Origin of the sequence: Sphingopyxis sp., from assembly GCF_050916055.1 — a bacterium.
Lineage (GTDB): Bacteria > Pseudomonadota > Alphaproteobacteria > Sphingomonadales > Sphingomonadaceae > Sphingopyxis.
Genome location: NZ_CP051527.1, coordinates 3,361,022 through 3,386,500 on the forward strand (window position 1 = coordinate 3,361,022; position 25,479 = coordinate 3,386,500).

26 protein-coding genes are annotated in these 25,479 nt (G+C 60.9%); 12 read left to right on the plus strand and 14 right to left on the minus strand.

Annotation, left to right across the window (positions count from 1 at the left end):
• Nucleotide 1: 1 nt before the first annotated feature.
• From HEQ22_RS16500 to HEQ22_RS16530, 7 genes are all read left to right on the plus strand, one after another.
• Complete coding sequence (locus HEQ22_RS16500; RefSeq protein WP_432768923.1) at nucleotides 2-763, plus strand: sterol desaturase family protein; 762 nt, start codon at nucleotides 2-4, stop codon at nucleotides 761-763.
• Nucleotides 699-1,118, plus strand: a complete 420-nt coding sequence (locus tag HEQ22_RS16505; RefSeq protein WP_432768924.1) for a DUF2141 domain-containing protein — start codon at nucleotides 699-701, stop codon at nucleotides 1,116-1,118. Before HEQ22_RS16500 ends, HEQ22_RS16505 begins: the two co-directional genes overlap by 65 nt.
• A gap of 33 nt (nucleotides 1,119-1,151) precedes the next feature.
• Entirely contained in the window at nucleotides 1,152-2,900 is a 1,749-nt protein-coding gene (lnt, locus tag HEQ22_RS16510) for an apolipoprotein N-acyltransferase (protein ID WP_432768925.1), read from the plus strand.
• 51 nt (nucleotides 2,901-2,951) lie between these two features.
• A complete protein-coding gene (gene metK, locus HEQ22_RS16515) occupies nucleotides 2,952-4,172 on the plus strand; it encodes a methionine adenosyltransferase (protein ID WP_432768926.1) in 1,221 nt (406 codons plus the stop codon).
• A gap of 56 nt (nucleotides 4,173-4,228) precedes the next feature.
• On the plus strand, nucleotides 4,229-4,942 hold the full coding sequence (trmB, locus tag HEQ22_RS16520) for a tRNA (guanine(46)-N(7))-methyltransferase TrmB (RefSeq protein ID WP_432768927.1): 714 nt from the start codon (nucleotides 4,229-4,231) through the stop codon (nucleotides 4,940-4,942).
• Nucleotides 4,943-4,987: 45 nt separating this feature from the next.
• Entirely contained in the window at nucleotides 4,988-6,301 is a 1,314-nt protein-coding gene (locus HEQ22_RS16525; RefSeq protein ID WP_432768928.1) for a tyrosine-type recombinase/integrase, read from the plus strand.
• A 190-nt stretch (nucleotides 6,302-6,491) separates the two neighbouring features.
• Nucleotides 6,492-7,142, plus strand: coding sequence for a GntR family transcriptional regulator (locus tag HEQ22_RS16530; RefSeq protein WP_432768929.1), 651 nt, complete (start codon nucleotides 6,492-6,494; stop codon nucleotides 7,140-7,142).
• 74 nt (nucleotides 7,143-7,216) lie between these two features.
• On the opposite strand, the gene HEQ22_RS16535 is transcribed toward HEQ22_RS16530, so the two are convergent.
• Nucleotides 7,217-8,422, minus strand: a complete 1,206-nt coding sequence (locus HEQ22_RS16535) for a CaiB/BaiF CoA transferase family protein (RefSeq protein WP_432768930.1) — start codon at nucleotides 8,420-8,422, stop codon at nucleotides 7,217-7,219.
• A gap of 58 nt (nucleotides 8,423-8,480) precedes the next feature.
• On the opposite strand from HEQ22_RS16535, the gene HEQ22_RS16540 reads away from it, so the two are divergent.
• From HEQ22_RS16540 to HEQ22_RS16550, 3 genes are all read left to right on the plus strand, one after another.
• The gene (locus HEQ22_RS16540; RefSeq protein ID WP_432768931.1) at nucleotides 8,481-9,566 is read left to right on the plus strand and encodes a DMT family transporter; all 1,086 of its coding nucleotides are present in this window, start codon (nucleotides 8,481-8,483) and stop codon (nucleotides 9,564-9,566) included.
• A 246-nt stretch (nucleotides 9,567-9,812) separates the two neighbouring features.
• Nucleotides 9,813-10,655: an IclR family transcriptional regulator gene (locus HEQ22_RS16545; protein ID WP_432768932.1), complete on the plus strand. Its 843-nt coding sequence runs from the start codon at nucleotides 9,813-9,815 to the stop codon at nucleotides 10,653-10,655.
• A 72-nt stretch (nucleotides 10,656-10,727) separates the two neighbouring features.
• Nucleotides 10,728-11,261, plus strand: coding sequence for a TIGR02444 family protein (locus HEQ22_RS16550; protein WP_432768933.1), 534 nt, complete (start codon nucleotides 10,728-10,730; stop codon nucleotides 11,259-11,261).
• Here HEQ22_RS16550 and HEQ22_RS16555 read toward each other — a convergent pair.
• From HEQ22_RS16555 to hpaH, 10 genes are all read right to left on the minus strand, one after another.
• Nucleotides 11,227-11,568 (minus strand): c-type cytochrome, encoded by a 342-nt coding sequence (locus HEQ22_RS16555; RefSeq protein WP_432768934.1) that lies wholly within the window; start codon nucleotides 11,566-11,568, stop codon nucleotides 11,227-11,229. The two genes, HEQ22_RS16550 and HEQ22_RS16555, sit on opposite strands and share 35 nt — an antisense overlap.
• A 23-nt stretch (nucleotides 11,569-11,591) precedes the next feature.
• The gene (locus HEQ22_RS16560; RefSeq protein WP_432770899.1) at nucleotides 11,592-13,052 is read right to left on the minus strand and encodes an FAD-binding oxidoreductase; all 1,461 of its coding nucleotides are present in this window, start codon (nucleotides 13,050-13,052) and stop codon (nucleotides 11,592-11,594) included.
• Between the two features lie 12 nt (nucleotides 13,053-13,064).
• Nucleotides 13,065-13,304 (minus strand): non-oxidative hydroxyarylic acid decarboxylases subunit D, encoded by a 240-nt coding sequence (locus HEQ22_RS16565; RefSeq protein ID WP_037557656.1) that lies wholly within the window; start codon nucleotides 13,302-13,304, stop codon nucleotides 13,065-13,067.
• Entirely contained in the window at nucleotides 13,301-14,779 is a 1,479-nt protein-coding gene (locus HEQ22_RS16570) for a non-oxidative hydroxyarylic acid decarboxylases subunit C (RefSeq protein WP_167919376.1), read from the minus strand. The genes HEQ22_RS16565 and HEQ22_RS16570 overlap by 4 nt, the downstream gene beginning before the upstream one ends.
• Entirely contained in the window at nucleotides 14,779-16,242 is a 1,464-nt protein-coding gene (locus HEQ22_RS16575) for an aldehyde dehydrogenase family protein (RefSeq protein ID WP_432768935.1), read from the minus strand. The genes HEQ22_RS16570 and HEQ22_RS16575 overlap by 1 nt, the downstream gene beginning before the upstream one ends.
• A 30-nt stretch (nucleotides 16,243-16,272) precedes the next feature.
• Nucleotides 16,273-17,826 (minus strand): FAD-binding protein, encoded by a 1,554-nt coding sequence (locus HEQ22_RS16580; protein WP_432768936.1) that lies wholly within the window; start codon nucleotides 17,824-17,826, stop codon nucleotides 16,273-16,275.
• On the minus strand, nucleotides 17,823-18,395 hold the full coding sequence (locus tag HEQ22_RS16585; RefSeq protein ID WP_432768937.1) for a hypothetical protein: 573 nt from the start codon (nucleotides 18,393-18,395) through the stop codon (nucleotides 17,823-17,825). Before HEQ22_RS16585 ends, HEQ22_RS16580 begins: the two co-directional genes overlap by 4 nt.
• Nucleotides 18,395-19,018, minus strand: a complete 624-nt coding sequence (locus HEQ22_RS16590) for a UbiX family flavin prenyltransferase (RefSeq protein ID WP_432768938.1) — start codon at nucleotides 19,016-19,018, stop codon at nucleotides 18,395-18,397. The genes HEQ22_RS16585 and HEQ22_RS16590 overlap by 1 nt, the downstream gene beginning before the upstream one ends.
• A gap of 132 nt (nucleotides 19,019-19,150) precedes the next feature.
• Nucleotides 19,151-19,861, minus strand: a complete 711-nt coding sequence (locus HEQ22_RS16595; RefSeq protein ID WP_432768939.1) for an HpcH/HpaI aldolase family protein — start codon at nucleotides 19,859-19,861, stop codon at nucleotides 19,151-19,153.
• Nucleotides 19,862-19,922: 61 nt separating this feature from the next.
• A complete protein-coding gene (gene hpaH / locus HEQ22_RS16600) occupies nucleotides 19,923-20,723 on the minus strand; it encodes a 2-oxo-hept-4-ene-1,7-dioate hydratase (protein WP_432768940.1) in 801 nt (266 codons plus the stop codon).
• A 167-nt stretch (nucleotides 20,724-20,890) separates the two neighbouring features.
• On the opposite strand from hpaH, the gene HEQ22_RS16605 reads away from it, so the two are divergent.
• Entirely contained in the window at nucleotides 20,891-21,757 is an 867-nt protein-coding gene (locus HEQ22_RS16605) for an alpha/beta fold hydrolase (protein WP_432768941.1), read from the plus strand.
• A gap of 68 nt (nucleotides 21,758-21,825) precedes the next feature.
• Here HEQ22_RS16605 and HEQ22_RS16610 read toward each other — a convergent pair whose 3' ends face one another.
• From HEQ22_RS16610 to HEQ22_RS16620, 3 genes are read right to left on the minus strand one after another with little or no spacing between them, the layout of a single operon-like run.
• Nucleotides 21,826-22,323, minus strand: coding sequence for an aromatic-ring-hydroxylating dioxygenase subunit beta (locus HEQ22_RS16610; RefSeq protein ID WP_432768942.1), 498 nt, complete (start codon nucleotides 22,321-22,323; stop codon nucleotides 21,826-21,828).
• Nucleotides 22,320-23,495: an aromatic ring-hydroxylating oxygenase subunit alpha gene (locus HEQ22_RS16615; protein ID WP_105998629.1), complete on the minus strand. Its 1,176-nt coding sequence runs from the start codon at nucleotides 23,493-23,495 to the stop codon at nucleotides 22,320-22,322. The genes HEQ22_RS16610 and HEQ22_RS16615 overlap by 4 nt, the downstream gene beginning before the upstream one ends.
• Nucleotides 23,492-24,508 (minus strand): dihydrodipicolinate synthase family protein, encoded by a 1,017-nt coding sequence (locus tag HEQ22_RS16620; protein ID WP_432770900.1) that lies wholly within the window; start codon nucleotides 24,506-24,508, stop codon nucleotides 23,492-23,494. Before HEQ22_RS16620 ends, HEQ22_RS16615 begins: the two co-directional genes overlap by 4 nt.
• A 174-nt stretch (nucleotides 24,509-24,682) precedes the next feature.
• Between HEQ22_RS16620 and HEQ22_RS16625 the strand changes: the two genes are divergently transcribed.
• The gene (locus HEQ22_RS16625; protein WP_432768943.1) at nucleotides 24,683-25,468 is read left to right on the plus strand and encodes a 1,6-dihydroxycyclohexa-2,4-diene-1-carboxylate dehydrogenase; all 786 of its coding nucleotides are present in this window, start codon (nucleotides 24,683-24,685) and stop codon (nucleotides 25,466-25,468) included.
• Nucleotides 25,469-25,479 lie beyond the last annotated feature (11 nt).

The following is a 25,479-nucleotide window of genomic DNA, read 5'->3' on the forward strand; positions in this document are numbered from 1 at the left end:
CATGGATGCGATCATTTTCTCCGCGCTGGCGATGACGCTGATCGTCGGGGTGCGCTACCTGATCAGCAGCGGCGGCTTTGCGCTGGCGACGCGGCTGAAGCACCCCGGCCTCTATCGCGGGCTGGAACCGCAGATGCGGCGCGAGATCGGCTGGAGCCTGGCGAGCGCGGCGATCTATGGCGTCCCCGCCGGCATCGTCGCCTGGGGGTGGCAGACCCACGCGTGGACGCGCATCTACACCGATCCCGGCGCTTTTCCGCTCTGGTACATGCCGGTCAGTCTGCTCGCGTACCTGCTCCTCCACGACACCTGGTTCTATTGGACGCACCGCTGGATGCACCGACCGCGGCCCTTCCGCATCGCCCATGCCGTGCATCACGCCAGCCGCCCGCCGACCGCCTGGGCGGCGATGAGTTTTCACCCGGTCGAGGCGCTGACCGGCGCCATCGTCATCCCCGCGCTCGTCTTTCTGATCCCGATCCATGTCGGCGTGCTGGGGCTGGTGCTGACGATCATGACGGTAATGGGGGTGGGCAATCACATGGGGTGGGAGATGTTTCCGCGCGCGCTTGTTCATGGACCAGCAGGGCGGTGGCTGATAACCGCGACGCATCACGAGCAGCATCATGCCGCTTATCGGGGGAATTATGGCCTTTATTTCCGGTTTTGGGACAAGCTGTGCGGTACCGATATCGGGCTTGGCAGCTTTGCTGCTGCTCACCGCCGCAGCGAGCGCGCCGCCGCCGCCTGGCCCGACGGTTGACCTCAGCATCACGGGGCTGCGCAGCACGAAAGGCCAGTTGCTCGTCTGCCTGACCGCCAACCCCAAGGCGTTCCCCGATTGCAGCAAGGACAAGGCGTCGGTGCGAATGGTGGTGAAAGCCGCCAACGCGGGGCAGTTCACCGTCACCGCCCCCGCCGACGGCACCTATGCGGTCGCGGTGGTCCATGACGAAAATGGCAACAACAAGATGGACATGGCGCTGTTCATGCCGCGCGAGGGCTTCGGCTTTTCGCGCAATCCCGCGATCGGTATGGGGCCGCCCAAGTTCAATTCGGCGAGCTTTGCGGTGAGCGGCGAGGCGCATCAGGCGATCAAGATGAAATATATGCTCTAGTGAGCGTCGCGGCGCCCGGCTAAGAGAGCGCGCGTGACCGCGCTATCCCCCCGCATCGCCGCTTTCGCCGACCGCTGGCCCAAGCTGATCGCCCTGCTGCTCGGCGCGGTGTCGGCGACGGGATTTGCGCCGTTGAATTTCTGGCCGCTGACCTTGCTCGCGCTCGCGGGCTGGATGGCGCTGGTGGCGCGCAGTCCCAAGGGCTGGCGGACGTTCGCGATCGGCTGGGCGTTCGGGGTCGGCCATTTCGCCGTCGGGCTGAACTGGATCGCCACCGCCTTCACCTATCAGGCCGCGATGCCCGCGTGGCTGGGGTGGGTCGCGGTGGTGCTGCTCGCGCTGTATCTGGCGGTGTATCCGGCGCTGGCGGCGTGGGGGGCGTGGGCGATGACCAAATTCGTCGCCCCCGTGAAAGCGGGGGCCGCTGGAGGTTTACCCAGCAGCGAAGGCCCAACACCGACACCGGCCCCCGCCGGCGCGGGGGCGACGATGTCCTTCATCCTCGCCTTCGCCGCGTTGTGGACGCTAACCGAATGGCTGCGCAGCTGGGTGTTCACCGGCTTTGCGTGGAATCCGCTGGTCGCCGCCTGGCCGCATCTAACCCAAGCCGTCGTTCCCTTTGTCGACGCGCTGACACTGGTGGGAAGCTATGGTGCCAGTGCCTTGGTGATCCTCGCCGCGGGATTCATTGTTCCGCTGATCGTCGATTGGCTGTTCGCGACCCCCGAAGAACGCGAGGCAAAAAAGCAAGCGAAGCTCGACGAGGATATGCGCGGCGCTCCGCTCAACGATAGTTTGATGCCATCGCTTCGAAATATCTTGCTGGGGATCGCCTACGGCGCGACGGTGGCAGGCCTCGTCTATTTTGCCGGCGATGAGTCAAGCGGCAAGACTGGCGCGCCCATCACCGTCGTCCAGCCCAACGTCGGGCAGGCCGATAAATGGGTCGGCGCGAAAGCCGACGCCAATTTTGCCAAGCTCGCGCAGCTGACCGCGCCGCAGGATGATACCCCGCGGCTGATCCTGTGGCCCGAGGCAGCGGTGCCCGATTATCTCGAATGGGGCTATCCGGCGGTCTATTACGATCGCTCTCCCGCGCAGGCGCGGGCGCGGCTGACTGCGTTGATGAACCCCGGCGACCTGATGCTGCTCGGCGCGCTGAAGCTCGAACTCGACCGGACGGGCGAGGTCGTCGGCGCGCGCAATGCGGTGATGACGGTACACGCCGACGGCACCCTCGGCGCGCGGTACGACAAGGCGCACCTCGTCCCCTATGGCGAATATCTGCCGATGCGCTCGATCCTCTCGGCGATCGGGCTGTCGCGGCTGGCGCCCGGCGACATCGATTTCTGGCCCGGCCCCGGCGCGCGCACCCTCGACCTCGGTGCGTTCGGGCAGGCGGGCTTGCAGATCTGCTACGAGATCATTTTTTCGGGGCAGGTCGTCGACCGCACCCACCGCCCCGACTTCATCTTCAACCCGTCGAACGACGCCTGGTTCGGCGCCTGGGGGCCGCCGCAGCATCTGGCGCAGGCGCGGCTGCGCGCGATCGAGGAAGGACTGCCCGTCGTGCGTGCGACGCCGACGGGGATCAGTGCGGTGATCGACGCCGACGGGCGCATCCGCGAATCGCTGCCGATGCATGCCGCGGGACGGATCGATACCGTCATCCCGCCCGCGCACGCACCGACGCTGTTCGCGCGTTACGGCAACATGCTGCCGGTCGGATTTGCGCTGCTGCTGCTCGCGGCGGCCATTGCCTTTCGGCGGCGCGGGCGCTAACAGCGCCGACACATAAAGCTTCCTTTATATTCGACTCAAAGAAGGCCTCCCATGCGCAACAGCTTCCTCTTCACTTCCGAAAGCGTGTCCGAAGGGCATCCCGACAAGGTGTCGGACCAGATCAGCGACGCGATCGTCGATCTGTTCCTGTCGAAGGACCCCGAAGCGCGCGTTGCCTGCGAAACGCTGACCACGACCCAGCTTGTCGTGCTGGCCGGCGAAATCCGCTGCAAAGGCGTGTTCGAGAATGGCGAATGGGCGCCGGGCGCGCTCGACGAGATCGAGACGACCGTCCGCAATACGGTCAAGGAAATCGGGTACGAGCAGGACGGTTTCCACTGGAAGACCTTCCGCTTCGAAAACAACCTCCACGGCCAGTCGGCGCACATCGCGCAGGGCGTCGATGAAAGCGGTGACAAGGACGAAGGCGCCGGCGACCAGGGCATCATGTTCGGCTATGCGTCGGATGAAACCCCCGATCTGATGCCCGCGACGCTCGATTACAGCCACAAGATCCTCGAGCGCATGGCCGCCGACCGCAAGGCGGGTACCGCGCCCTTCCTGGAACCCGACACCAAGAGCCAGGTCACGCTGCGCTACGCCAACGAACGCCCGGTCGAGGCGACCGCGATCGTCGTGTCGACCCAGCATGCGCCGGGCTATTATTTCCACAATGGCGAAGGCGACGAAGCGAAATATCAGGAGCTGCGCCAATATGTCCTCGGCGTGATCGCCGACGTGCTGCCCGCCGAGCTGCTCACCGCGAACACCGTCTATCACATCAACCCGACCGGGCGTTTCGAGATCGGCGGGCCTGACGGCGATGCCGGGCTGACCGGCCGCAAGATCATCGTCGACACCTATGGCGGCGCCAGCCCGCACGGCGGCGGCGCGTTCAGCGGCAAGGATCCGACCAAGGTCGACCGTTCGGCGGCGTATATCACGCGCTACCTCGCGAAGAACATCGTCGCCGCGGGCCTCGCGCGGCGCTGCACGATCCAGCTCAGCTATGCGATCGGCGTCGCCGAGCCGCTGTCGATCTATGTCGATCTGCACGGCACCGGCAATGTCGACGAAGGCAAGCTGGAAGCGGTGATCCCGCAGCTCGTGCGCCTGACGCCGAAGGGCATCCGCACCCACCTCGGCCTCAACAAGCCGATCTATCGCCAGACCGCCGCCTATGGGCATTTCGGCCGCAACTCGGAAGGCGACAGCTTCCCGTGGGAGCGCACCGATCTGGCGGAGAAGCTGAAGGCGGCGCTGGCCGGCTGACGCGCGGGGCAGGGGGGCGCTTGCCGCCCCCGCCTCCCGTCGCTAGGGCGCGCGGCATGACTGCTTACAAGCCCGGCGATCCGACGACGATCAACCGCCTCTATGGCCGTTCGATCGGCAAACCCCTGCGCGCCGGGCAGCAGGCGCTCGTCGACACGCTGTTGCCGCAGATCGCGGTGCCCGCCGATGGCGACGTCACCGCCGAGCGGCTGTTCGGCTATGATCGCCCGCTGCATTTCGAAATCGGCTTCGGCGGCGGCGAGCATATGGCGGCGCGCGCCGATATGCTGCCCGATCACGGCTTCATCGGTGCCGAACCTTTTATCAACGGTGTCGCGCAGGCGCTGGTCCATGTCGCGGGCGATCATGGCGCAAGGCTGCCGATCGGCAATGTCCGCATCCATCATGGCGATGCGCTGGAGGTGCTGCGGCGGATCCCTGACGGCGCATTGAGCTTTGCCTATCTGCTCCATCCCGATCCCTGGCCCAAGGCGCGCCATGCCAAGCGGCGGATGATGAACGACGGGCCGCTCGACCTGATCGCGGCCAAGCTGAGGCCCGGCGGCGAGTTCCGCTTCGGCACCGATCATCCGGTGTATCTGGCGCATGCGCTGATGGTGATGCGCCGCCACCGCCACCAGTTCGAATGGCTGGCGAAGGACGCGCAGGACTTTCTGGTCCGCCCCGGCGGCTGGCCCGAAACGCGCTACGAAGCCAAGGCGCGGGCGCAGGGGCACGAGGTCTGGTATTTTCGCTGGAGGCGTATATAGGAGTGCTATAGGGTTGAAAAGGCTAGTTTTTTATAGCCACTCCCTATGCTATCTTTTCCCCAATTACGCGGCAATTTCCGCCACGGTGATTGCCGGGTGATTGCTGGAAACGCCGTATTGGGAGACCAATTTATGGCAAGCGGAAAGATCACAAAGCGCTCGGTCGATGCTCTCATTTCGAGCGGGCAACATGACATTCTTTGGGATGATAGCATAAAGGGTTTTGGCGCAAAGCGAACCAAGGCTGGCGCCGTCTCGTACGTGTTACAATTCCGAATGGGCGGTCGCGAATCTAAGACGCGCCGATACACGATAGGCAGCCATGGGTCGCCGTGGACGCCAGTCACCGCCAGAGCCGAGGCGGAGCGGCTGTCTATCCTGATCGCCCAAGGGACCGATCCAGGCGAAGCAGAGCGGCAACGACGACGAGAGTCGGTCGATCTAGCGTTCGATAATTACTCTGATCGTTTCGCTGAGGCTTGCGTCGGAGAAGGCTGGAGGCGCCTCGTCAATCGCAGCCTCGAGCTGCATGTAAAACCGGTCTTGGGGTCAAAGCCCCTTCCCAAGCTTACCCGAATCGACATCGTTGCCGTCTTCGACCGCATGCCGCGCGCACAGATCGCAAACAACCGTAACGTCTTCGCTGTTTTGCGCCGCCTTTTGCGCTGGGCCGTCAGCCGGGGAGATATCGATCGGAGCCCGATGGAAGGCATTGAAACCCCGCCCCCGGTCAAGCCTCGCGATCGCTGGCTTTCAGACGAGGAGCTTGGCCGCATCTGGGTGGCGGCGCCAAACACGCATCCCTGTTTCGGACCAATCGTCCGCCTTCTGATCGTTACCGGTCAGCGACGAGAGGAGGTTTCTTCGCTGCGTTGGGAGGAACTCAACCGGAAGGAACTCCTATGGACCCTGCCTGGCGAACGGGCAAAGAATGGCGAGCCCAACCGCATTCCGCTCAACGACCTTGCAGTTGCTATCCTCGACGAGGTTGCTGGGTCGGCTATCTGGCCACGTAGCGGCAGGATGTTCGCGACCTCCAGGGGCGGAAGGTTCACCGGATATAGCAAAGGCAAGATCAAGCTCGACCTGCTTATGTCGCAAGACGGCGGCGAACCGATACCGGACTGGCGACTGCATGACTTGAGACGAACTCTTGCAACCGGGTTTCAACGGCTAGGCGTTCGATTTGAAGTGACCGAAGCTGTGCTCAACCACGTCGGAGGTTCCCGCGCGGGCGTCGCCGGTATCTACCAGCGCCACGACTGGAAGGACGAGAAGCGCGAAGCAATGAAGAGTTGGAACGATCATCTGGCGGCGATCATTCGTTTGGCGAATATGGCGCCTGATCGCACATGCTAAGCGCCTATAAAGAGACTTGCTGTCCACGATCGATTGCGCCGAACAAAATATGCAGAGCGAATCTGTCGATTTCCGTTGCGAACAGCTCTTGCAGCCGGATCCGTTCGCCAACGACTGACTCTTGCGTTCTTGCTGATCAAGGGGGCTATTCGCGGCGTGCGTAGCAGCGCCCAAGTTGGAGACAATTCGAGTGAACAAGAAGGATGAAATTTACGATCTTCTCGTTAGCCGAATGGTTGGCGCGCAATATAATTTTGGCCAGCGGCTGTCGGTAAAGGATCTTGTGAGCGATACCGGAGCGAGCCGCCAGCCGATCATGGCCGCGCTCAACCGTTTGAGTTCGGAAGGATTTGTCCGCATAATTCCGCAGGTCGGTTGCGAGGTGATAAATCCAAGCTATGACGAGATCGCAGATTTCTACATCATGTTTGAAAGGCTCGAGGGACTGCTGACGGAACTGGCGGCAGCGCGTCGGACCGATTCGCAAATGCGCGATTTGCGCGCGCTGCAAGCACGTATTCTCACGATCGACTTTGACGAGCCGCGCAGCGCGGTAATTTATTGCGAACTCAACCGTGCCTTCCATCAGCTCATCCACGATATGGCTCAGTCGCCCTTTGTCGGCGCGCGGCAGAACAGCAATTTTGACATGTCTGATTTCTTCAACCAAGCCGGTAGTTTCAATCATTTCATGGCCGATACCGCACGTGAACATGATGAAATCATCGAGGCGATCGCTTCCAAATCCCCTGCCCGCGCGCGAGGGCTGGCAGAATCACACATCGGCGCGGTCGCCTCGTCGGTGTTGGCGGGCCTGCGAAACCATCGCGCCGCCGCCTAACTGATATTCATGAGAGCATGGTGAGGAAGGGCATGATTGGAGGCTCCATCGTCGCTCGGTGCGGTCGATGAGGATCACCCTATTACTCCTCTTGTCCTTAGCCCCGCTACTTCCAATTCGCCCAGTCCGAGCTCTCTCCGCAGAACGGAATCAGTATTCTCGCCCAAGAGCGGTGGTGGTGTGGAGGCAACCGCGCGCTCGCCATCGACTTTGATGGGGCTGGCTATGCCTGGAAGATCACCCAATTCCTTGTGGTTGAGCGAAATCTTCATTCCACGGTGCAGAACATGAGCGTCCTTAAAGACGTCCGAAATTTCATTGATCGGACCAGCCGGGACATCGGCGGCGTCGAGCCGTTCTATCCATGAAGCTGCGCCCGCGCCTGCAAAGATCGGCGCCAACTCATCTTCGAGCGCCTGTTTGTTTCCGGCCCGCGAACCATTGGTGGCAAAGCGTGGGTCGTCAGCAAGGTCACTCCGCCCAATTGCGTCGCACAGCCGACGAAACTGAGAGTCGTTCCCGATTGCGAGATTGATCCCGCGGTCGGCTGTCAGGAAAGACTGGTATGGCACGATGTTGGGGTGAGCGTTGCCATACCGGGGCGGATTCTCCCCCGTGGCGAAAAAGTTGAAGGCTTGATTTGCAAGGGTGGCAACGGTGACATCGAGCAACGACACGTCGAGATGAGCGCCCTCGCCGGTATTTCCCCGCCGGACAAGAGCTGCCAGGATCGCGATCGCCGAGTAGAGACCCGTCATGATGTCAGACAGGGCAACGCCCGTCTTCATCGGGCCACTTTCCTGCGAACCCGTGACGCTCATTAATCCGCCCATGCCCTGCGCGATAAAATCATAACCCGGCCGGCCGCTATAGGGGCCGTCTTGGCCAAAGCCCGTCACGGAACAATAGACCAGGGCCGGGTTGGCCTCTCGCAGCCTCGCAGCGTCGAGCCCGTAGCGCTTGAGCGTCCCGACCTTGAAATTCTCAACGACAACGTCGCAACCGGCCGCCAAATCTCGAATAATCTGCTGTCCCTCGGCGTCGGTGAAATCGACGGCAATCGCTTCCTTTCCCCGATTTGCGCACAGATAATAGGCAGACGTTGCCTCTCCGCCGGCATAAAGCCAGGGCGGCCCCCAACGACGCGTGTCGTCCCCTTCGAGCGGGCGTTCGACCTTGATAACTGTGGCGCCCAAATCGGCCATGAGCTGCGTTGCCCAAGGTCCAGCAAGGACCCGACTGAGGTCAAGAATCCGAATTCCTTCTAACATTCGGGTCATTGTGCCCCTCCAGCGAACGCTACCTTATGCGCTTCCTTATTGCATTTAGAAAAATGTGATGCACTATGTGCAACGCGATGACGCAGATCGGATCATGGTTCAAGCCAAATTTTGCGAGCCAAAAGAAGCGCAGGGCAGCGCACCAGATCGGCAAACTGACCACAAGGGGCATCCATTGACGCATCGATTTCCAATATTTCAGCGAGCCTGGGGTTCTGCCGGCTTATTGCTTTGCGCAGCCTCGCTTTTTTGGGCCCTCAACCCCATTGTTGCGCGCGCAGTTCACCACCTCGTTACCCCCCTCGGCATGGCCTTTTGGCGATGGGTCGTGGCAATGGGGGTAGGCTTACTTTTCGCTTGGCCGCATCTTGTCGCGGATCGTCGCGCAATTCTGCAGAATTGGAAAATGCTGTCGTTTCTCGGAACGCTTGGAATCGGAGCGTTCGCCCTCGTGGTTTATTGGGGCCTTCAATATACAACGGCGACGAATAACCTCATGATGCAGGGCGCCATGCCTTCGATGATACTCCTGCTTTCGACAGTGATCTTCCGAGACCGAATTACGATCGGTCAGTTGGCAGGCACGCTCGTATCACTGGCCGGTTTGCTCGTCATCGTCGCGCAAGGTAGCCTAGCCAATATTCTGGCCATGACGTTCAACCGCGGAGATGCCGCCGCCCTTTTCGGCGTTTTTCTCTACTCGCTCTACTCGACCCTTTTGCGGAAGAAACCCGCCATACATCAGCTGAGCTTTCTCGTAACGCTGTTCGCGGTCGGGGCCGCAAGCATTGCCATCCCGTATCTTCTGGAGATTGCGCACGGCCATTATATGGCGGCGAGGATCGAGGTTCCGCTCGCCATCCTTTATGTCGGAATTTTCCCTTCGCTCCTTGCATATTTCTTTTTCAACCGTGCAGTGGATTTGATCGGTGTCGCTCGCGCGAGTATCTATATGAATCTGCCCCCAGTCTTTGGGGTTGCGCTTGCAATTCTCCTGCTTGGAGAACATCTCGCTCCCTTTCACATCGCGGGCGCGGCACTTGTCGGTGCAGGGGTGTTCATGGCGACACGCCGCGGGGACGAGCCGCCAGCAGCAGGCCGCGTCGAAACTGTGGCCGTCGAGGCTGCATCCTCGCCGCGCTAATTTTCACGTTCGATTTGCCGGCGGACACTGGCACACGGCAGGAGAGCGGATACGCGCGAATGGCTGGCAACAGGGCGGAATCTGCCATTGCATAGGAATGCTGCGCGGGCAGTTACACAAGAAACGACTTTGCATCTTGAGATATGAATTGTATCTGTTGTCGCTTACTTGAACCCTTGTAACCCTGCAAAAGGGACAACATAAGAGAATGGAAGAAGTTTGGAACGGCAGTCAAAAAGCGTGAGAGTGACAGAGCTTGAAGACGATCACTCCGATATGTCCGCCTCTTCCAAATCGCCGCGCGATGTTGCGCAAAAGCCTCGCAAGAGTATCCAGTCGGTAGAGACTGGGGTCCGCGTGCTCGAAGCGCTGATATCTTGTCCCGGCGGCTGCGCACCCCTTCGCGATATCGCCGCGGGAGCCGAGATGTCGCGCAGCCAGGCGCACCGATATCTTCAGGCGTACATCAATACGGGGCTGGTCCAGCAGGAGCCTGCGGACGGTCGCTATTCTCTCGGTCCGACCGCCCTCAAGGTCGGACTCTCGGCCTTGTCGAGGCTCGACGTCATTCGCATCACCACCGCCTATCTGCGGCAGCTTGCGGATGATCTCGAGACCACTGGTCTGCTCTCGATATGGGGTGACTATGGGCCGACGATCATCCGTTGGCTCGACGGCGGAGTTCCAATTGCGACGTCTTTGCACGTCGGATCGGTCCTTCCCATTCAGCATTCGTCTGCAGGGCTCGTTTTCATGGCTTTCCAGCCGCTCCCTGCCTATAAGCGGCTGCTTGAACGTGAGCGCGCTGCACGGACGTCGATTGACGAAACCGAGCTGCAAGCGATGCTGACGGAAATCCGACGCCAAGGCTACGCCAAGGTGGACGGGCAAGTGGTACCGGGGCTTGCTGCCATTTCGGTTCCGATTTTCGACATGCAGGAAAAGCTGATCGCCGTGATCGGTGTACTCGGCCGGATGACTGACCAGAAATTCTTTTGCCAGAGCAATATCGACAGAGTCCAGGCCGCCGCTCTCAAAGCCAGCAACGCAATGGGCTGGCAGCCGGAGGAGATGCGTGGGGACTCCTGACCCGCTTGGTGCGATCGCCATGACCGGGAGCATCCCGGGCGCTGGCATGCGAGAGGATTTCGGGGTCAAGACGTGAAGCCACTCGATCCCGACACCTTCTGGCGTTTCTCGGTGTCCGCCTATGAGCAGCCCGGCGTAGCCGATCTTTGCCTAACCTTGCAGGACGATCATGGCTTCGACGTCAACCTCCTGCTGCTGTGCTGCTGGTTAGCGCAGCTGCGGTCGACCGTGCTTAGCGAGGCGGAGTTGCGTTTTCTCCTCGCAAAAATTGAGGCGACAAATTCAGAAGTCATCGGGCCACTGCGTCAGGCCCGCCGGTGGCTGAAAGCCCCCGCCAGTGCCGGCGGCCCTTCGGCCGGCAAAGCGCAGAGTGTCCGCCGCCTGGTAAAGATGGCAGAACTTGAGGGGGAACGGCTGGCGCAGCACCTGCTAATCAGCGCGGCGAATGCGCTTGGAGCTGAGAGCTGCGCGGACCGAGTGAACGCCGCAAACCTCAGTCTGGCGGCCTATACGCGGATCGTTAACGAGACTGACGCTGCCGATGCCTTGCAAAGCCTTGCGCGCCTCGTCGTCAAGGAGCCTTCGAAGGACCCTTTGCCGTCTTGATGTAGGTGAATACAAGATCCACATCGGCGTCTGTCAGCTCGGTTGGGCGGAATGGCGGCATTTCGATCAGCCCGTTTCGGACGACCGAGTGGACATAGTCCTTGTCGAGGTCCTTGCGGCCAATGAGGGGCGCAACGGGTCGCTCCATCTCTTCAAGCAGCATAGTGGCGGGATGACCCGGGCCCGGGTCGTGACAACCCGCGCAGTTCAGGGCATATAATTCTGCACCGTCCGGCTTGTCCGCATCTGACGATTTCGAACAAGCGGTTAGCATCAGCAGAGCGACCGCCAGCAATCCCATCTTCATGCTTTCGATTCCCTTGTTTGAGGTCAGGCCGACAGAAAGAGGTTCGCGGGATCGAGCGCGCGTTTCACGCGCGCGTGCAGTTGAGTTATCGCGCCGCTTTCATAGGTCGCCCTAGCAGAGGCGGCGAGCGCCGGCTCGACGTGCGTCTGTCCAAATCCGGCACCTGCCTGCGCATCGATCAGCTCGATAGCGCAGTCTCTCGCCCGTTTACTGCCCGCGGGACTGCCATCGAAGCACAAATACTGCCGATGCTGGGCAGAGCGCCAGACGGCATTCGTTTCTCCGACAAAATCGAAACCGTGCCGGCCGGAAATATCGCGCGACAAGTCATAAAGGCGAAGTCCTTCTTCGCCATCCACCGGGCTGATCGGGCCGATGTCGAGAGAGGATCCTCCGGCCCACGCCGATGGGCGGCCAAGTGCATTGCCGACCGAGCCAAGCATCATGCCTTTTCGCCACGCCCAGAGTCCCTCCGTCCCGGCTGCTGCAGCGGTCAGCACGCGCGCCCCCTTGATCGATGCGAACGCGTCCTGAACCATCGACCAGGCGATAGGAACATTGTCGGGGAGCCCGTAAAGCGAGCCGTAAAGAGTCCAATAGCCAAGCCCGATCGACTCTCCGGCTTTTCGAACCTCGCCAGCGGCCATCGGGCCGGTGCCGCCGAAGTCGCGGCGTACCTTGCCCGAACGTGCTGCTTCGTGCAGCGCATTTGCCACCGCCACGCCATTGGGGACGACCATATTGGTCTTGAGCGGGCCCAAAACATCGAGAAGTTTGCCAAGATCGTCTTCGCCCTGCACCGTGACAGCAAAGGATTGCGCTGCCGGGGGCTGGGGCATGAGCCAGAGGCCGACCTTGGTCACGACGCCAAGATCGGATTGCGTGAAGAGCCCGTCGATCCAGGGCCCGTAACCAAATTTGAAGAGCTGCCAGCAGGTACTCTTGGGCATAGCACCCATCCCAGTCCGGACAATGCGGCCGTCGGCCAACATCAACTCCAGCCCGCATTGCATAAGATAATGATCGGCATATGGGGTATAGCCCACGCGCCGCTTCAGAAAGGCGCTCGCCACCGATTCGTCGGGCTCACCCGGGCAATCGACCCAGAGCTTGAGCCCCCGCTCGCCTATCTGTTCGGAGAGTTGCCGAAAGGTGACGCCTGGCTCGACGAGGCAGTAAGCCAAGTCCTCATTGATCTCGAGAATCTCATTCATGCGGCCAAGATCGAGTAATATGATCTTGTCGCGTGCCGCAACCTCCTGACCTGCGACCGCGCGGCACACAGGTTGAAGCGCCGCTCCGGCCTCGCTCGCCACCGCGAGGACCTTGGCAAGTTGCTCGGTGTCGCGCGGCGCGATGATACCCAGGGGCAAGGCGACCCCGGAATGGAAGGGTGCGAGCGCCGCCGGATCGCGCGTTACCCCATCGGCACCGACCAGTGCCTCTAGCGCGTCGAGCGCGGCGGCTTGGCGATTTGCGTCCATCTTGATCACCCCCTATTTCCGCATGGTCGAAGGTTGCAGGACGATCGGAAAAAGATCCGGCTCCGAAACATCGATCGCGAACTCCTCGGCGCGCACGCGCGGGTCGATCGCACTCGCCGGCTCGCTGTCGCGCCAAGAGAAACAGCAGGCCGTGCAGCGATGGATTGTCCAAATCGTTTTCTCGCCATCGACGCCGCGGAAATCAGGGATCGAAGCGTCGGAGCCACATCGCGGGCAATGGGGTGCAGTCATAGCGTCTCGCCTCGTTGCATCGCCTGGATCCGTTTGCCGAGGTCATCGATAGTCTGGCCGGTGGGCGGGGTGACCAGATGTGCCTCGCCAACCGGATCGGGCGGGAGATAGCTTGTTGCGTCGATTATCAGATGGTGTCCCTTCCCCGGTGTCACGGCCGCGGGGTCGATCGGGACCATCGCCATGTTCGGCAGAACGATGATGTCCTCCGCGCGCGTCCGCGTCGACAGGGCCCACATGACCTGGTTGAGATCGAAGGGATCGATATCGCCATCGACCATGATCAGATTTTTCAGATACATGAGGCCATGGGGCGTACCAAGCGCGCGGAGCGCCACGGATTTTGCGAAACCCGCCATCCGGTTCTTGACCGCGATGATCGCTGTCAGTCCGTGCTGGTACAGCGCATTCACCGCGGTGACTTCGGGGAAGGTCTGGCGCAACTGTGCATAGATCGGCGCCGACGTATGAAGACCGATCAGCGTGTCGTGCTCCGTCCAGCCACGACCGATGTAGATATTCTCGAATATAGGGTTCTTTCGGTGCGAGACGGCGGTCACCTTGAAGACAGGGGCGCGTCGCACGCCGCTGTAGGATCCTGGGAATTCACCGAACGGCCCCTCGAAGACTCGCTCGCCGAGCTGGAGCTCGGCTTCGATGACGATCTCGCTATCCGCGAGGATGTCGATACCGTTGCCGGAATTCGTCAGCCGGATCGGCGCTCCCATCATCGCCGAGGCATAAGCATATTCGGACTCGTCGTAGCCGATTGGTGTTGCTGCGAACAATGCGACGCCGGGATGATTGCCAAGCATGACGGCAATCTTGAGCGGCAACCCTTCGCGTTCCGCCGCTAGAATCTGGCGTCCCATGTCATGCGATGGGATGGTCATCAGGCTGAAGCGATCGGGACCCTGAATCTGAAGCCTGTAGATACCGACATTCTGCTTGCCGAAATTGTCGGGATCCAACGGATCGCGCGAAGCCACCGACGCCTTGGCCAGATAGAAGCCACCGTCAAACTCGTTGATGCGATACACGGGCAGCAGGTCGTAGAGATTGATATTCTCCTCGTGCCGGCACTCATGCACAGGCGCCTGCCCCTCGGAAACGCGGCTGATCTGGGCAGAGGCATCGCCCCAGCGCCCGGCTATGTCGAAGAACATATCCCGGATTGTGGTGCCTTTTGGCTGACCCAGGAGCAGCGCGATATTATCCCAAGAGCCGTGCACCCCGACAACCGTGCGCTTGCCGGGGTAGCCGGCGATATTGTCGAACAGGATCGCAGGAGCATGGTTGACATCGCGCGAGGCGGCCACGGCAATGTTGCGCAGGTCGGGCTCGGGCATGATCCGGTCCGTCCAGGTAATGGCCTGCCCATATTCTTCGAGGAGCTCCAGAAAATCGCGCAGCGATCCGACGCCTCTTGCGCGATCGGCGAGGTTGGCGCGAATGGCTGACTTTCCTTGAGACATCAGTGTGCTCCCCCAACGGCCGCGTCGGTCTGGATGCTCACCCATTTCCACTCGGTCATGATTTCAAGATCGGCCTCGGTGCCCTCGCGGCCAAATCCGGAAGCCTTGGAACCGCCGAACGGCACGTGAGGCTCGTCGTGCAACGTGGGCGCGTTGACATGGACCATCCCGGACTCGATTTCGCGAGCGAACCGAAGCGCCTTGTCGATGTCGCGCGTGAAGATCGCGGCGCTCAGGCCATATTCGGTGTCGTTGGCAAGCCGGAGGGCTTCATCGAGGTCATCGAACGGATAGAGCGACGTGACCGGCCCGAAGGTTTCCTGGGCCGCTACCTCCATCCCGGGCTGGACACCGGAGAGGATGGTCGCATGGCACACATGGCCCGTCCATTCGCCCCCGGCGAGTATTTCGGCTCCCTTGCTGCGGGCGTCATCGATATGCTGCCGCACGCGCGCGCGCTGACGCTCGGAAATGATAGGACCCAGCATCGTTGCGGGATCGCGCAGATCTCCGGATGAGAGTTTCGCAGCTGCAGCAGCGAAAGCCTTGGAGAACCGGTCGAAGATCGGACGTTCGACATAGATACGCGACGCCCCCATGCACACCTGGCCCTGATACATGAAGATGCTGAAGATCGCGGCCGCCACGGCCTTTTCGATGTCGGCGTCGGCGCAGACGACGAGAGGACTCTTCCCGCCGAGTTCGAGGGTATATTTCTTGAAGCCTTCAGCTGCGATGCGCGCGATATGCCGCCCGACCCGGGACGAGCCCGTGAAGGTGATCGCGCGAACCTTGGGATGGCCAGTAAGCGCATCGCCGATTTTGGCGCCGTCCCCATATACAATGTTGAAGAGGCCTTCGGGCACGCCTGCTTCCTCCCAGAGGCGCGCGAGTTGATCCGCCACGCGCGGCGCCGCTTCCGACGGAAGCAGGACGAAGGCATTGCCCGTCGCGAGCGCCATGGCTGACTGCTTGATCCCCTTGATCAGCGGGACGTTGAACGGCGTAATGCCGGCAACGACTCCGACCGGTTCGCGAAAACTCATGCTGACGCGGCCGGGCGCATCGGATGGAATAGTCTCGCCGCGAATGCGCCGGGGAACGCCTGCGGCCGCGCGCAAGAAGCTCGTGGCGAACCGGGTCTCGAAACCGGCCTTTGCGATCGGCGAGCCGATTTCATCAACGAGCGTGTCGGCAAATTGCGATGCGTCACGCTCCATGAGAGCCGAAGCCTTTATCATCCATCCCTCGCGCGCGGCTGCGGAAAGGTCGCGGTTCCGGCGATAGGCCGTGTCGGCCGCTTCAACTGCTCGATCGACGTCGGCCGGAGTCCCGGCAGCCGCCCGGGAATAGAGACTGTCGTCAATCGGGTTCAGGCTTTCGAAATAAGCGCCGTCGCCAGGGGCAACCGGTGACCCGCCGATCCAGTGGTCAAGCCCCCTCACTTCGTCCTTACGCATCATGAATCTCCTGGGAGCGTGGGTCGCGTGGCATCAGGGACGCGCCGACTTCGGCCATATGCCCTGCTTTCCGGGCGAAAGAATGCCGTTGGGATCGAGAGCGTCCTTCAGGCGGTGATGGAGATCCCAAAGCGCCCCGTCGTTGTGACGATAGGTTCCAGCAATCTGGTCCATGAAGGCGAGATGAGTACGATATTCGCCGAACCCCGCCGCCGCGGCCTCATCCACCAGGAGACTGAAGAGATCGTGGGCGCTCTTGCGCATCGTTTCATCGGCCCGATTGTACATGATCATCAAAATGTGATGCATGTCCCGCCAGCCGACCAGAAACTCCCCGATGTAGTCGAAGCCGAATTCGTGGCAGCGTTTCTTGATCAGATTATATTGGGCCAAGGCTTCCGCCCCGTCGGGCGCGGAAATCGGGGAAAAGTTGACGTGTCCCCCTCCGCCGACCCAGTTCATGATGCTGAACTCGGTCATATTGGGTTCGCCGCGCATGAGCTTAACGCGATAATCCCACGCAGGATCATTCTCGCGCGCGAAGTGGAACTTGGCGCCCGGAATGTTGCTGAATGCCTCCTCGATCAATTTCCAATTATTCTCAATCATGGGCGGTGGTCCGTAGAGGGCGCCGTAATAATTCCACATCCCGAGATTGAGGTCCGCGGCGATCTTCGCCCGGATCGACGGCGGGAGCGGCCCCTTGCCGTCATAATAATGTCGCCGCGTGGTCTTCGCCGAGGCCTCCCACAATAGGTCGACCGCGACCGCTGCGTTAGGGATCACCTGATTCACCTTGAGCGGGCGCGTGATCTCGAAAATCTGCTCGAGATCCTCTTCGCGTGGAAAGGTGATCATGAACGGCTTGTAACCGGGCGGCTCTGGCATCAGCCAGATGCCGAGTTTGGTGACGACGCCGAAATTCGACTGGGTGAACATGCCATCGAACTGCGGTCCGAGCCCATGTTTGCTGATCTGCCAATGCTTGCTGTTAGAGATGCCTCCCTGGCCCGTGCGAACGACCTGGCCATCGGCAAGCACAACTTCCATCCCGCATTGCATAATGAAGTGATCGCCATAGGGCGTGTAGCCGGCGCCATGCTCGAGCGCGTTCCCCATGACGCCGCCCCAGGCGGGCGCTGCCGGATCGATCCACAATTTGCTGCCGATCCGCTGCAGGTGGCGATAAAGCTGCATGTAGGAAACGCCAGGCTCGACCAGCGCATATCCATATTTTTCGTTGACTTCGATGATCCGGTTCATCCGTTTCAGATCGAGGACAAGATATCCGGATTTGCGGGGTGCCGGCCCGCCATATGCGAAGTTCCGTCCAGTCCCGATGGTCCAGATCGGCAATCGGAAGCTGTTGGCGATGGCAAGGATCCGCTGCACCTGTTCGACGCTTTCCGGTGCAACGGCGGCAGAAGGAAGAAGAGTGCCATCGGCAAGCGGCGAATACGCGTCGCGGTAAGTCGACAGCGGAAGCTCGTCGACGAAAACCCAGGTTTTGCCAACGACGCCTGCGAGTTCATCGAGGGCCCGTGAAAAGTCGGCCGCCGCAATTCCCTCGGGCAGCGGCGGCCTCACCGCGTTTCTCCGGCAAGCCGAAAGGCCCAGGTCACAAGTAGGCCGGGGCTATTCGAGGCGAGTGCACATTCCCCCGAAATGCACGCGGCCCGGCGCGGTGATGATTTGTGGCCGTCCAGCTCATCGCGAACTTTTTGCGCAACGACGGCGGGCCAAGTATATTGCGGGAGCGCGCCCAAGCCGGGGGCGGCGCCGATGCGGTGTGTCCAGCGGCCCGCCTCATAGGAATGTTCCCAGCGAAGCAAAGGCTCCGCCCCACTCTCGATGAGCAACTGGGCCGCAATCATTGCAGCGGGGTCGGAGGTCAGGCCTGCAATCACCCGCGCGCCGCGGGGCCAGTCGCCAAGCAACTCATCCAGCCCGCTTCCGACATCCAGCGCGAGAGACTTTTGCGAAGACGATATGAGGGACGCGGCAAAACGCTCGCTTTCCTCAACCCTTGGCTGGCTGACGACGAGAACGGCCTCTTCGTCCGCCGCACTTCCTGACCGGAAGCGGGAGGCTCCAACCAGACCCGCGCAAAAAACCCCGGCGCCCAATAGCTCCCGGCGCATCAGCACTGCCGTCATTAAACTGCCCTTTCCGATTTATCCGCCTTCGCCAGAGGCATCACTTCTGCGCCCTTCAGTCCGGTCCATCGGCGATCGGCGGCCCGATGGATGCCGAACTGGTCGAGGACACGGATGCAGCTATGGTCGACAATATCGTCGATCGACGATGGCCGAGCGTAGAACGCCGGAACGGGTGGGAAAATTATCGCCCCCATTTCGGTACAGGCTGCCATGTTCCGAAGATGGGCGAGGTTCAGGGGCGTCTCTCGCACCATGAGCGTTAATGGACGACGCTCCTTGAGCATGACGTCGGCAGCTCGGGTGATCAGATTGTCGGAGAGCCCATTGGCGATCGCCGCAAGGGTGCGCATGGAGCAGGGCGCGACAATCATGCCGTCACAGAGAAACGATCCGCTCGCGATACTGGCGCCGACATTCCGTATGTTATGAACCACGTCAGCCGACGCTTCAAATTTTTTCAGCGTTAGCGGCAGTTCCTCGCGGATGTTGAGCACGGCTGCCTGGGAGACCACGAGGTGCGTTTCGCAGCTCGGATCTTCACGCAGCATTTCCAGCAGACGCAGACCGTAGATTGCTCCTGTCGCGCCGGTGATCGCGATCACGATCTTTTGCAACGTCATCGCCCCAGCCGGCGGAGGCCGCCTGTATCCGGTCGACTCGGCACTAGCATAGCCCGCTCCCAATTTCTATTTGGACACAGCATACAATCCATTGCTTATTGTGCAAGGGCAAATCCGGCGCGCGGATCGCGGTCACTGGCGGAATCTATCGAGCAGGCCTCGTGCCCCATCGGCGAGGGCGAACGCATCTATTCCGACAGCAACGAAGCTTGCGCCGCCAGCGAGATGGGCATCGAGAAGCGCGAGATCGCGCGACAGAATTCCCGCTGGCTTTCCCGCGGCAAGGATGCGGGACAACGCGCCCAGCGTGAGCTCGCGCACCCGCTCCCGGTTGGCGCTTCCCAAGAGCCCGGCCGACGCTGCCAGATCGGCTGGACCGATGAACAGCGCGTCGATCCCGTCGACGCCGGCGATTGCTTCGATATTCTCGACACCCTGAATCGTCTCGATTTGCGCAATCAGACAAAGCCGCTCGTTGGCATCGGCAACATGGGTCGAAATGCCGCCCCAGCGCGATGCCCTTGCACCGCCGATGCCTCGGCTGCCCGATGGGGGGTAGCGGCATGCTTCGACCAACCGGACGGCCTGCTCAGCCGTTTCGACCATCGGAACCATGAGGGTCGTCGCTCCCAAGTCGAGGATCTGACGGATCGCGACGGGGTCTGATGAAGGCACGCGCACGACGGCGGCGCAGGGCGGGCAGGACGCTATTGCCCGCAATTGCTCGATTATCCCGGGCAGCGTTTGCGGTCCATGCTCGGCATCGACAAGGAGCCAGTCGAACCCCAGTCCGGCGCAGATTTCGGCGATGTCGGCGTTCGCTAGCGCCAGCCAGAATCCCATCTGCGTCCGCCCTTCGGCGAGCGCGACTTTGAAATGGTTGGGAGGATTTGCTGACGACATGTCAGACAAACCGCATCGCGATCGAGCCGAGCCTGCCATAATCCGCAGATATCACGTCGCCGCGCGACACAGGGACCGGGCGGGTAAAAGAACCGCCCAGCAGGATTTCGCCCGCCTGCAACTCTTCTCCCCACTGCGACAAGCGATTTGCCAACCACGCGACCCCTCGCGCTGGATGGTTTAGCACGCCAGCCGCAATTCCTGTTTCCTCGATGACGGCATTGCGAGATAATATGGCGCCGGCCCATCGCAGGTCGATGGCGTCCGGCCGGATGGGCCGGCCGCCGAGGACGATCCCGGCATTCGCCGCGTTGTCGGCAATCGTATCCTGGATTTTCCGAGCGCTGCCGGTCTCCGCGTCGATCGGCTGAACGCGGCTGTCGATGATCTCCACGGCGGGCACTACATATTCAGTGGCAGCGAGAACAGCTCGTGTCGTCACATCGGGACCCCCCAGCGGCCGGGAGAGAATGAAGGCCAATTCGACTTCGACCTTCGGATTGATGAAGCGATCGATGGGAATTTCGCTCCCCTCCTCGAACGCCATGTCATCGAGCAACGTGCCATAGTCGGGCTCGGTGATACCAGCAGACGCCTGCATCGCACGCGATGTCAGACCAATCTTGCGGCCAATGGACCGACGTCCCGCCGCCTTCTTGAGCTCAACCCAGGTGCGAGCGATGCGATATCCATCTTCTATCGTCATCTGAGGGAAGCGAAGCGACAGCTGCCGGACGGGTGTTTGGCTCGCCTCGGCGGCATCCAGTTCACGCGCGAGCGATGCAACAGTCTCGTCGTCCATCTCGGCTACTCCCGTCCCACAATTGCTTATCTGGCAAATGCATTGCACAATGAGATATGAGAGTCCAGTCGGCAGGTCGCTAGAGATTACAATGGACAACACGATAGCCATTGTGCAATGTCTAGGACGGATGGAATGCCATCGATAAGACGGAAGGGAGAGGTTTCATGGGTTCGGATGTCATCCGGGAAGAGAAAATCGAAGGACGCGGGCTTACATCGCACACGATGATCGCCGGCGATCCCGAGAAGCCGGCAGTATTGCTTCTGCATGGCGCCGGGCCGGGTGCGCACGCCGCATCAAACTGGCGCCATCTAATGCCCGATCTCGCCGAAAATTTCTTCGTGATCGCACCCGATCTGATCGGATTTGGCCAGTCCACCATACCGGATCCGTTCCCGGACAATGTCATGGCGTGGATCGGTGTTCGCGTCGAACAATGCCTCGGACTGATGGACGCGCTTGAGATCGACAGCGCTCATATCGTCGGAAATTCGATGGGCGGCGCGCTGACACTGCAGCTTCTGAGCGAAACGCCCGAACGATTCGATAAGGTCATTCTCATGGGGTCGATCGGTGCCCCGGCGCCGCGGACGCCGGAGTTGGTTCGGCTGCTCTCCTTTTATTCCGATCCGCGCCCAGCGCGATATCGCCAGCTGATGCACAGCTTCGCCTATGACGCGGACAAGTTCGAAGGAATGGAAGAGATCGTATCGTCGCGCTATCAAATTGCGACCGATCCCGCTGTCATGTCCATCGCGTCGAAGATGATCGATTCGATGAAGGTCGGGATCGAAACGCTTGCAATGCCGCCGTCGATCTTGGGCAAGCTTCCGCACGACGTGCTGATTTTTCACGGCAGGCAGGACCGGATCGTCCCTCTCGATACGAGCCTCTATCTGCTTGAGCATCTCCAGCATGCCGAACTCTATGTTCTCGACAGGTCGGGACACTGGAGCCAGCTTGAGCGATGGGACATCATGCGCCCGATGCTCGAACGCCATTTTGGCGCACGCGACTGGACGACGGCCTGAGGGCCGTCGTCACCCCGATGACGTACATATCCAAGGGCGCTGGCTCTGACCATCGCTCCCAGGTGTGACTAGATCGGATAGACCAGATAGCGGGGTAGTACCGTCGTATCGAGGAGGGTACGACGGGAAAGAAGCTTAAGATCTCCATCCGCGCCTTCTCGAACGAGATCCTCATATTGCCCCGTCGCGAGGACTTCGGACACGCCGCTGTCTTCGGGCGTCATGAAAACGCTGAAGTTGGATCGCGCCTTCCAGGTGTGATCGTCGATACGGTCCGCAGCAACGCGCTGGACGAAATGCCGGGTGCGATAGTCTTGGAATGTCCCGGCCCATATCTTCGTGATATAGGTCACCCGGTCGAGCAGGCGCGCGTGGCAGTCGTCGTACATGAAGCCCAGCGCGAGCCCCTGTTCCTCATTTTCACGCGACAGACAGATATAGGATGCGTCGTCCTCTTCCACATAGTTGGATAGCCAGCGCTGCATATCTTTGCTGTCGAGAGCGTCTGCGTCCGCGACGAGCAAGTCGTCGAGCGCGCGATTAAAGTTTTCGGGCGCCAAGGTCATGCTGCGCGCCTTTCGAAACCCATTATTTCCCGATAATATTCCCATCTCGGAAGATTTCCGCTCTCGTCGTTCTGAAGGAACTCGTCCTCGATCTTCTCTTTGTCACGGACACCTTTTTGAAAGATGGCCGCGCCGGGCGTGTGGTTCCCGATATGAATCCGGTGAAAAATCGACGCGTCTTCCATGCTGATCAGGCCGCTCGGACCCAAGAGGTTCGAACTTTGGCGCAAGCGGTGCCGCACCATCTCCTCATCGTCATCGGCATGCGCGAAATAAGCGTAATGCACTTCGACCCGCTCATGATCGATGGGCGTCGCGAACCGCAGGTTGATAACGTCCAAATGCTTCGTTGCAACGAAGGTCGGAAAGAGGCTGACGATCCGGGATCCGACGGAGGGGTCCTGCCCCTTGAACTCGATGATCGACGGATCTTCGAGCATCGTATCGCCGCGGGCAACCGACAGCTCGGATTCAAAGCCTATATGGCCCCGTTTCGTGCTGGTGAACTGGCGCCCCTTACCGCCCTGCCAGTTTAGGAGATTGAAGGCCTGGTGCAGGAGCGGTGCATGATAGCCGTCATTGTCGGTATAGGACTTCCAGTTCGTGTTGTACCGGACCTTCTGGTAGCCGAGCAGCTTGAGGCGGCCGTCCCCCCCCACGAGCTCGCGGAGCGTTTCCACGATCGATCCGAGGCATTCGAGAAGGGGTTCGGTTCGAGCGGACATGGTGACGAACACGACGCCGTAGACGCTCTCCATCCGGGGTTGGGCCAAGGGATAGTCGGAGCGGTTGAAGCCAGGCACGAACTCGCGCTGGTTCGGACACCCGACCAGGTCCCCCCGCGTGCTAAACAGCCAGCGATGATATGGGCATTCGAATTCCTGCTTGTTCCCCATCGGAGCGGTTTCGAGCTGGTTCCCGCGGTGCGAGCAGGCGTTGAAGAAGGCGCGAACGACACCATCATCGCCGCGCGCGATCAGCAGGGGAATACCGGCGAGACGAAATGTCTTGAAATCCCCTCGTTCCGGGATCTCGCTCTCATGGCAAACCGGATGCCACTCCTCGCCATGAAAAATGCGCTGCAGTTCGGTGTCGTAAACGTCCTTGCGTACAAAAACTTCCTTCGGAATCTCATTGAAATTGTGAGGCCAGTCCAAATCTAGCTTCGTCATGGGATTGCCTCCAATGATAATGGCGTGGATTGCTCGCGTTCCAGCTCGCGTCCCAGGTCGGCCCACATCGTGCCGGATTTGCGCGCCCCGGCCAGAAACGGCTCGGGTACGAGATGATAGGGCGGCCGAACTGGTCCCGCTTTCATCCACCCTGCAGCGTCCATTCGGGCCTTCTCGAGGCCGATGTTATACGTTGAAAATTCCTTGAAGCTCCCATTCGGGAACAGGGGCGCGGCGGTGGGGCCCAGACGCGCCTGCAGCGCCCGCGCGGCCGCCCAGTCGCCGCTTGCCCTCGCCTTCGCGACAATATCGCGCAAACTCGTCGTCACGAGCGGATGGCAAACGGCGCCACTGGACCAGAAGGCATCGATTTCGTCGACCATCCGCGCCGCCGCATAATAATCGAAATCGATGGGGAGTAGCTTGATATTGCCCTTCACGGCCGCGAGATCGGCCAGCAGCGTACCGACCCCGATATATTTCGCGGTCACGACCTGGGGAATTTCCGCGACCTGCGCCCAGAATGCCCGCGGAAAATCGAACTTGAACGCTTCGGGGTTGGCGTAAACGGCAATATTCATTTCGGGGACGGCCTCGGCGACGTCGCGATAGAATTGCACGGAAACGTCGAGCGCGGGCGCGCACCACATCGGAATGCCAAGCATGGTCCCGTCGGCGCCAAGCGCAAGCGCTTCCCGGGTCAGGGCGATCGTATCGCGCGTGTTAAGGCAGGTCGTGCCCACGAACACGGGAACGCGGCCGCCGGCCGCATCGACAATCGCTCGCATATAATCGAGCTTTTCGCCGTGGGTGAGCGTTGCCGCCTCTCCCAAAGTTCCCATGCTGAGAATGCCGTCAATTCCAGCGTCGATCAGCCCGTTCACCACCCGCGCGGCTTCATCCAGGTCGACCGTGTTCTCTGAGCGCCAGTCCGAGGCGTTTTCGGTAGCGGGCGTCGGCACGATGGCCCAGGCGCCTTTGATATCATCGGGTCGGAGCAGCCGGCTGCGCATCATCCCTCTCCTTTTTGGACCCGCAGAATCACGGCCCTTTCGTTGTTCATAGTGTAATGCATTACTCCTTGTGTTTGCAAGCTGCGACATGTAATTCCTGAATCAACCATTGGGTAATAAATCTATCTAGTTGATATTTATCAATTTTAGTTGCGCAATAGTGGAGAGCTCACGATGATTTCCTCCGGGCGATATGCCGATAAAATTGCCGTGGTTACGGGCGGAGCCCAAGGCATCGGATTGGCGGTTGCGACCCGAATGGCCCGGGAAGGCGCGACAGTGACCATCGCTGACCGCGCCGAGGACGCCACGATGGCGGCCGTTGCGGGCCTTCGTTCCGACGGGCTCGACGCTTATGGTGAAATTCACGACCTTGAGAAAAGAGACGGCGCCTGTTCGCTTTACGGGAATGTGATCGAGCGGCATGGACGCGTCGATGTCGCGGTCCATAATGTCGGCGGCACGATCTGGGCCAAGCCCTTCTGGGACTATTGCGCGGAGGAGATAGAGGCTGAGATCAACCGTTCGCTCTGGCCTACGATCTGGTGCTGTCATGCCGTGCTCCCGTATCTTTTGGCGGCGGGCCAGGGTGCGATCGTCAACGTCGGCTCGGTCGCGACGCGTGGGATCAACCGCTTGCCCTATGCCGCAGCGAAGGGCGGCGTTGCTGCGCTGACCGTGGCGCTTGCCCAGGATCTCGAAGACAGGCCCATTCGGGTCAATTGCGTGGCGCCAGGCGGCGTGAACGTCACGAGAGTCACACCCAGAAATCCGGCCGACCCCACGGAGGCGGACAAGGCGGGGTTCGAGGCTGTCGTAAGGCAGACGCTGCGCGACACCCCGATGGCGCGCTTTGGCGAGGTCGACGAGATAGCTGCCGCCATCTGTTTTCTCGGCGCCTCCGAGGCCTCCTACATTACCGGACAGACGCTCTATGTTGCCGGAGGCGGGATCGGCTGAAGTTCGGGGAC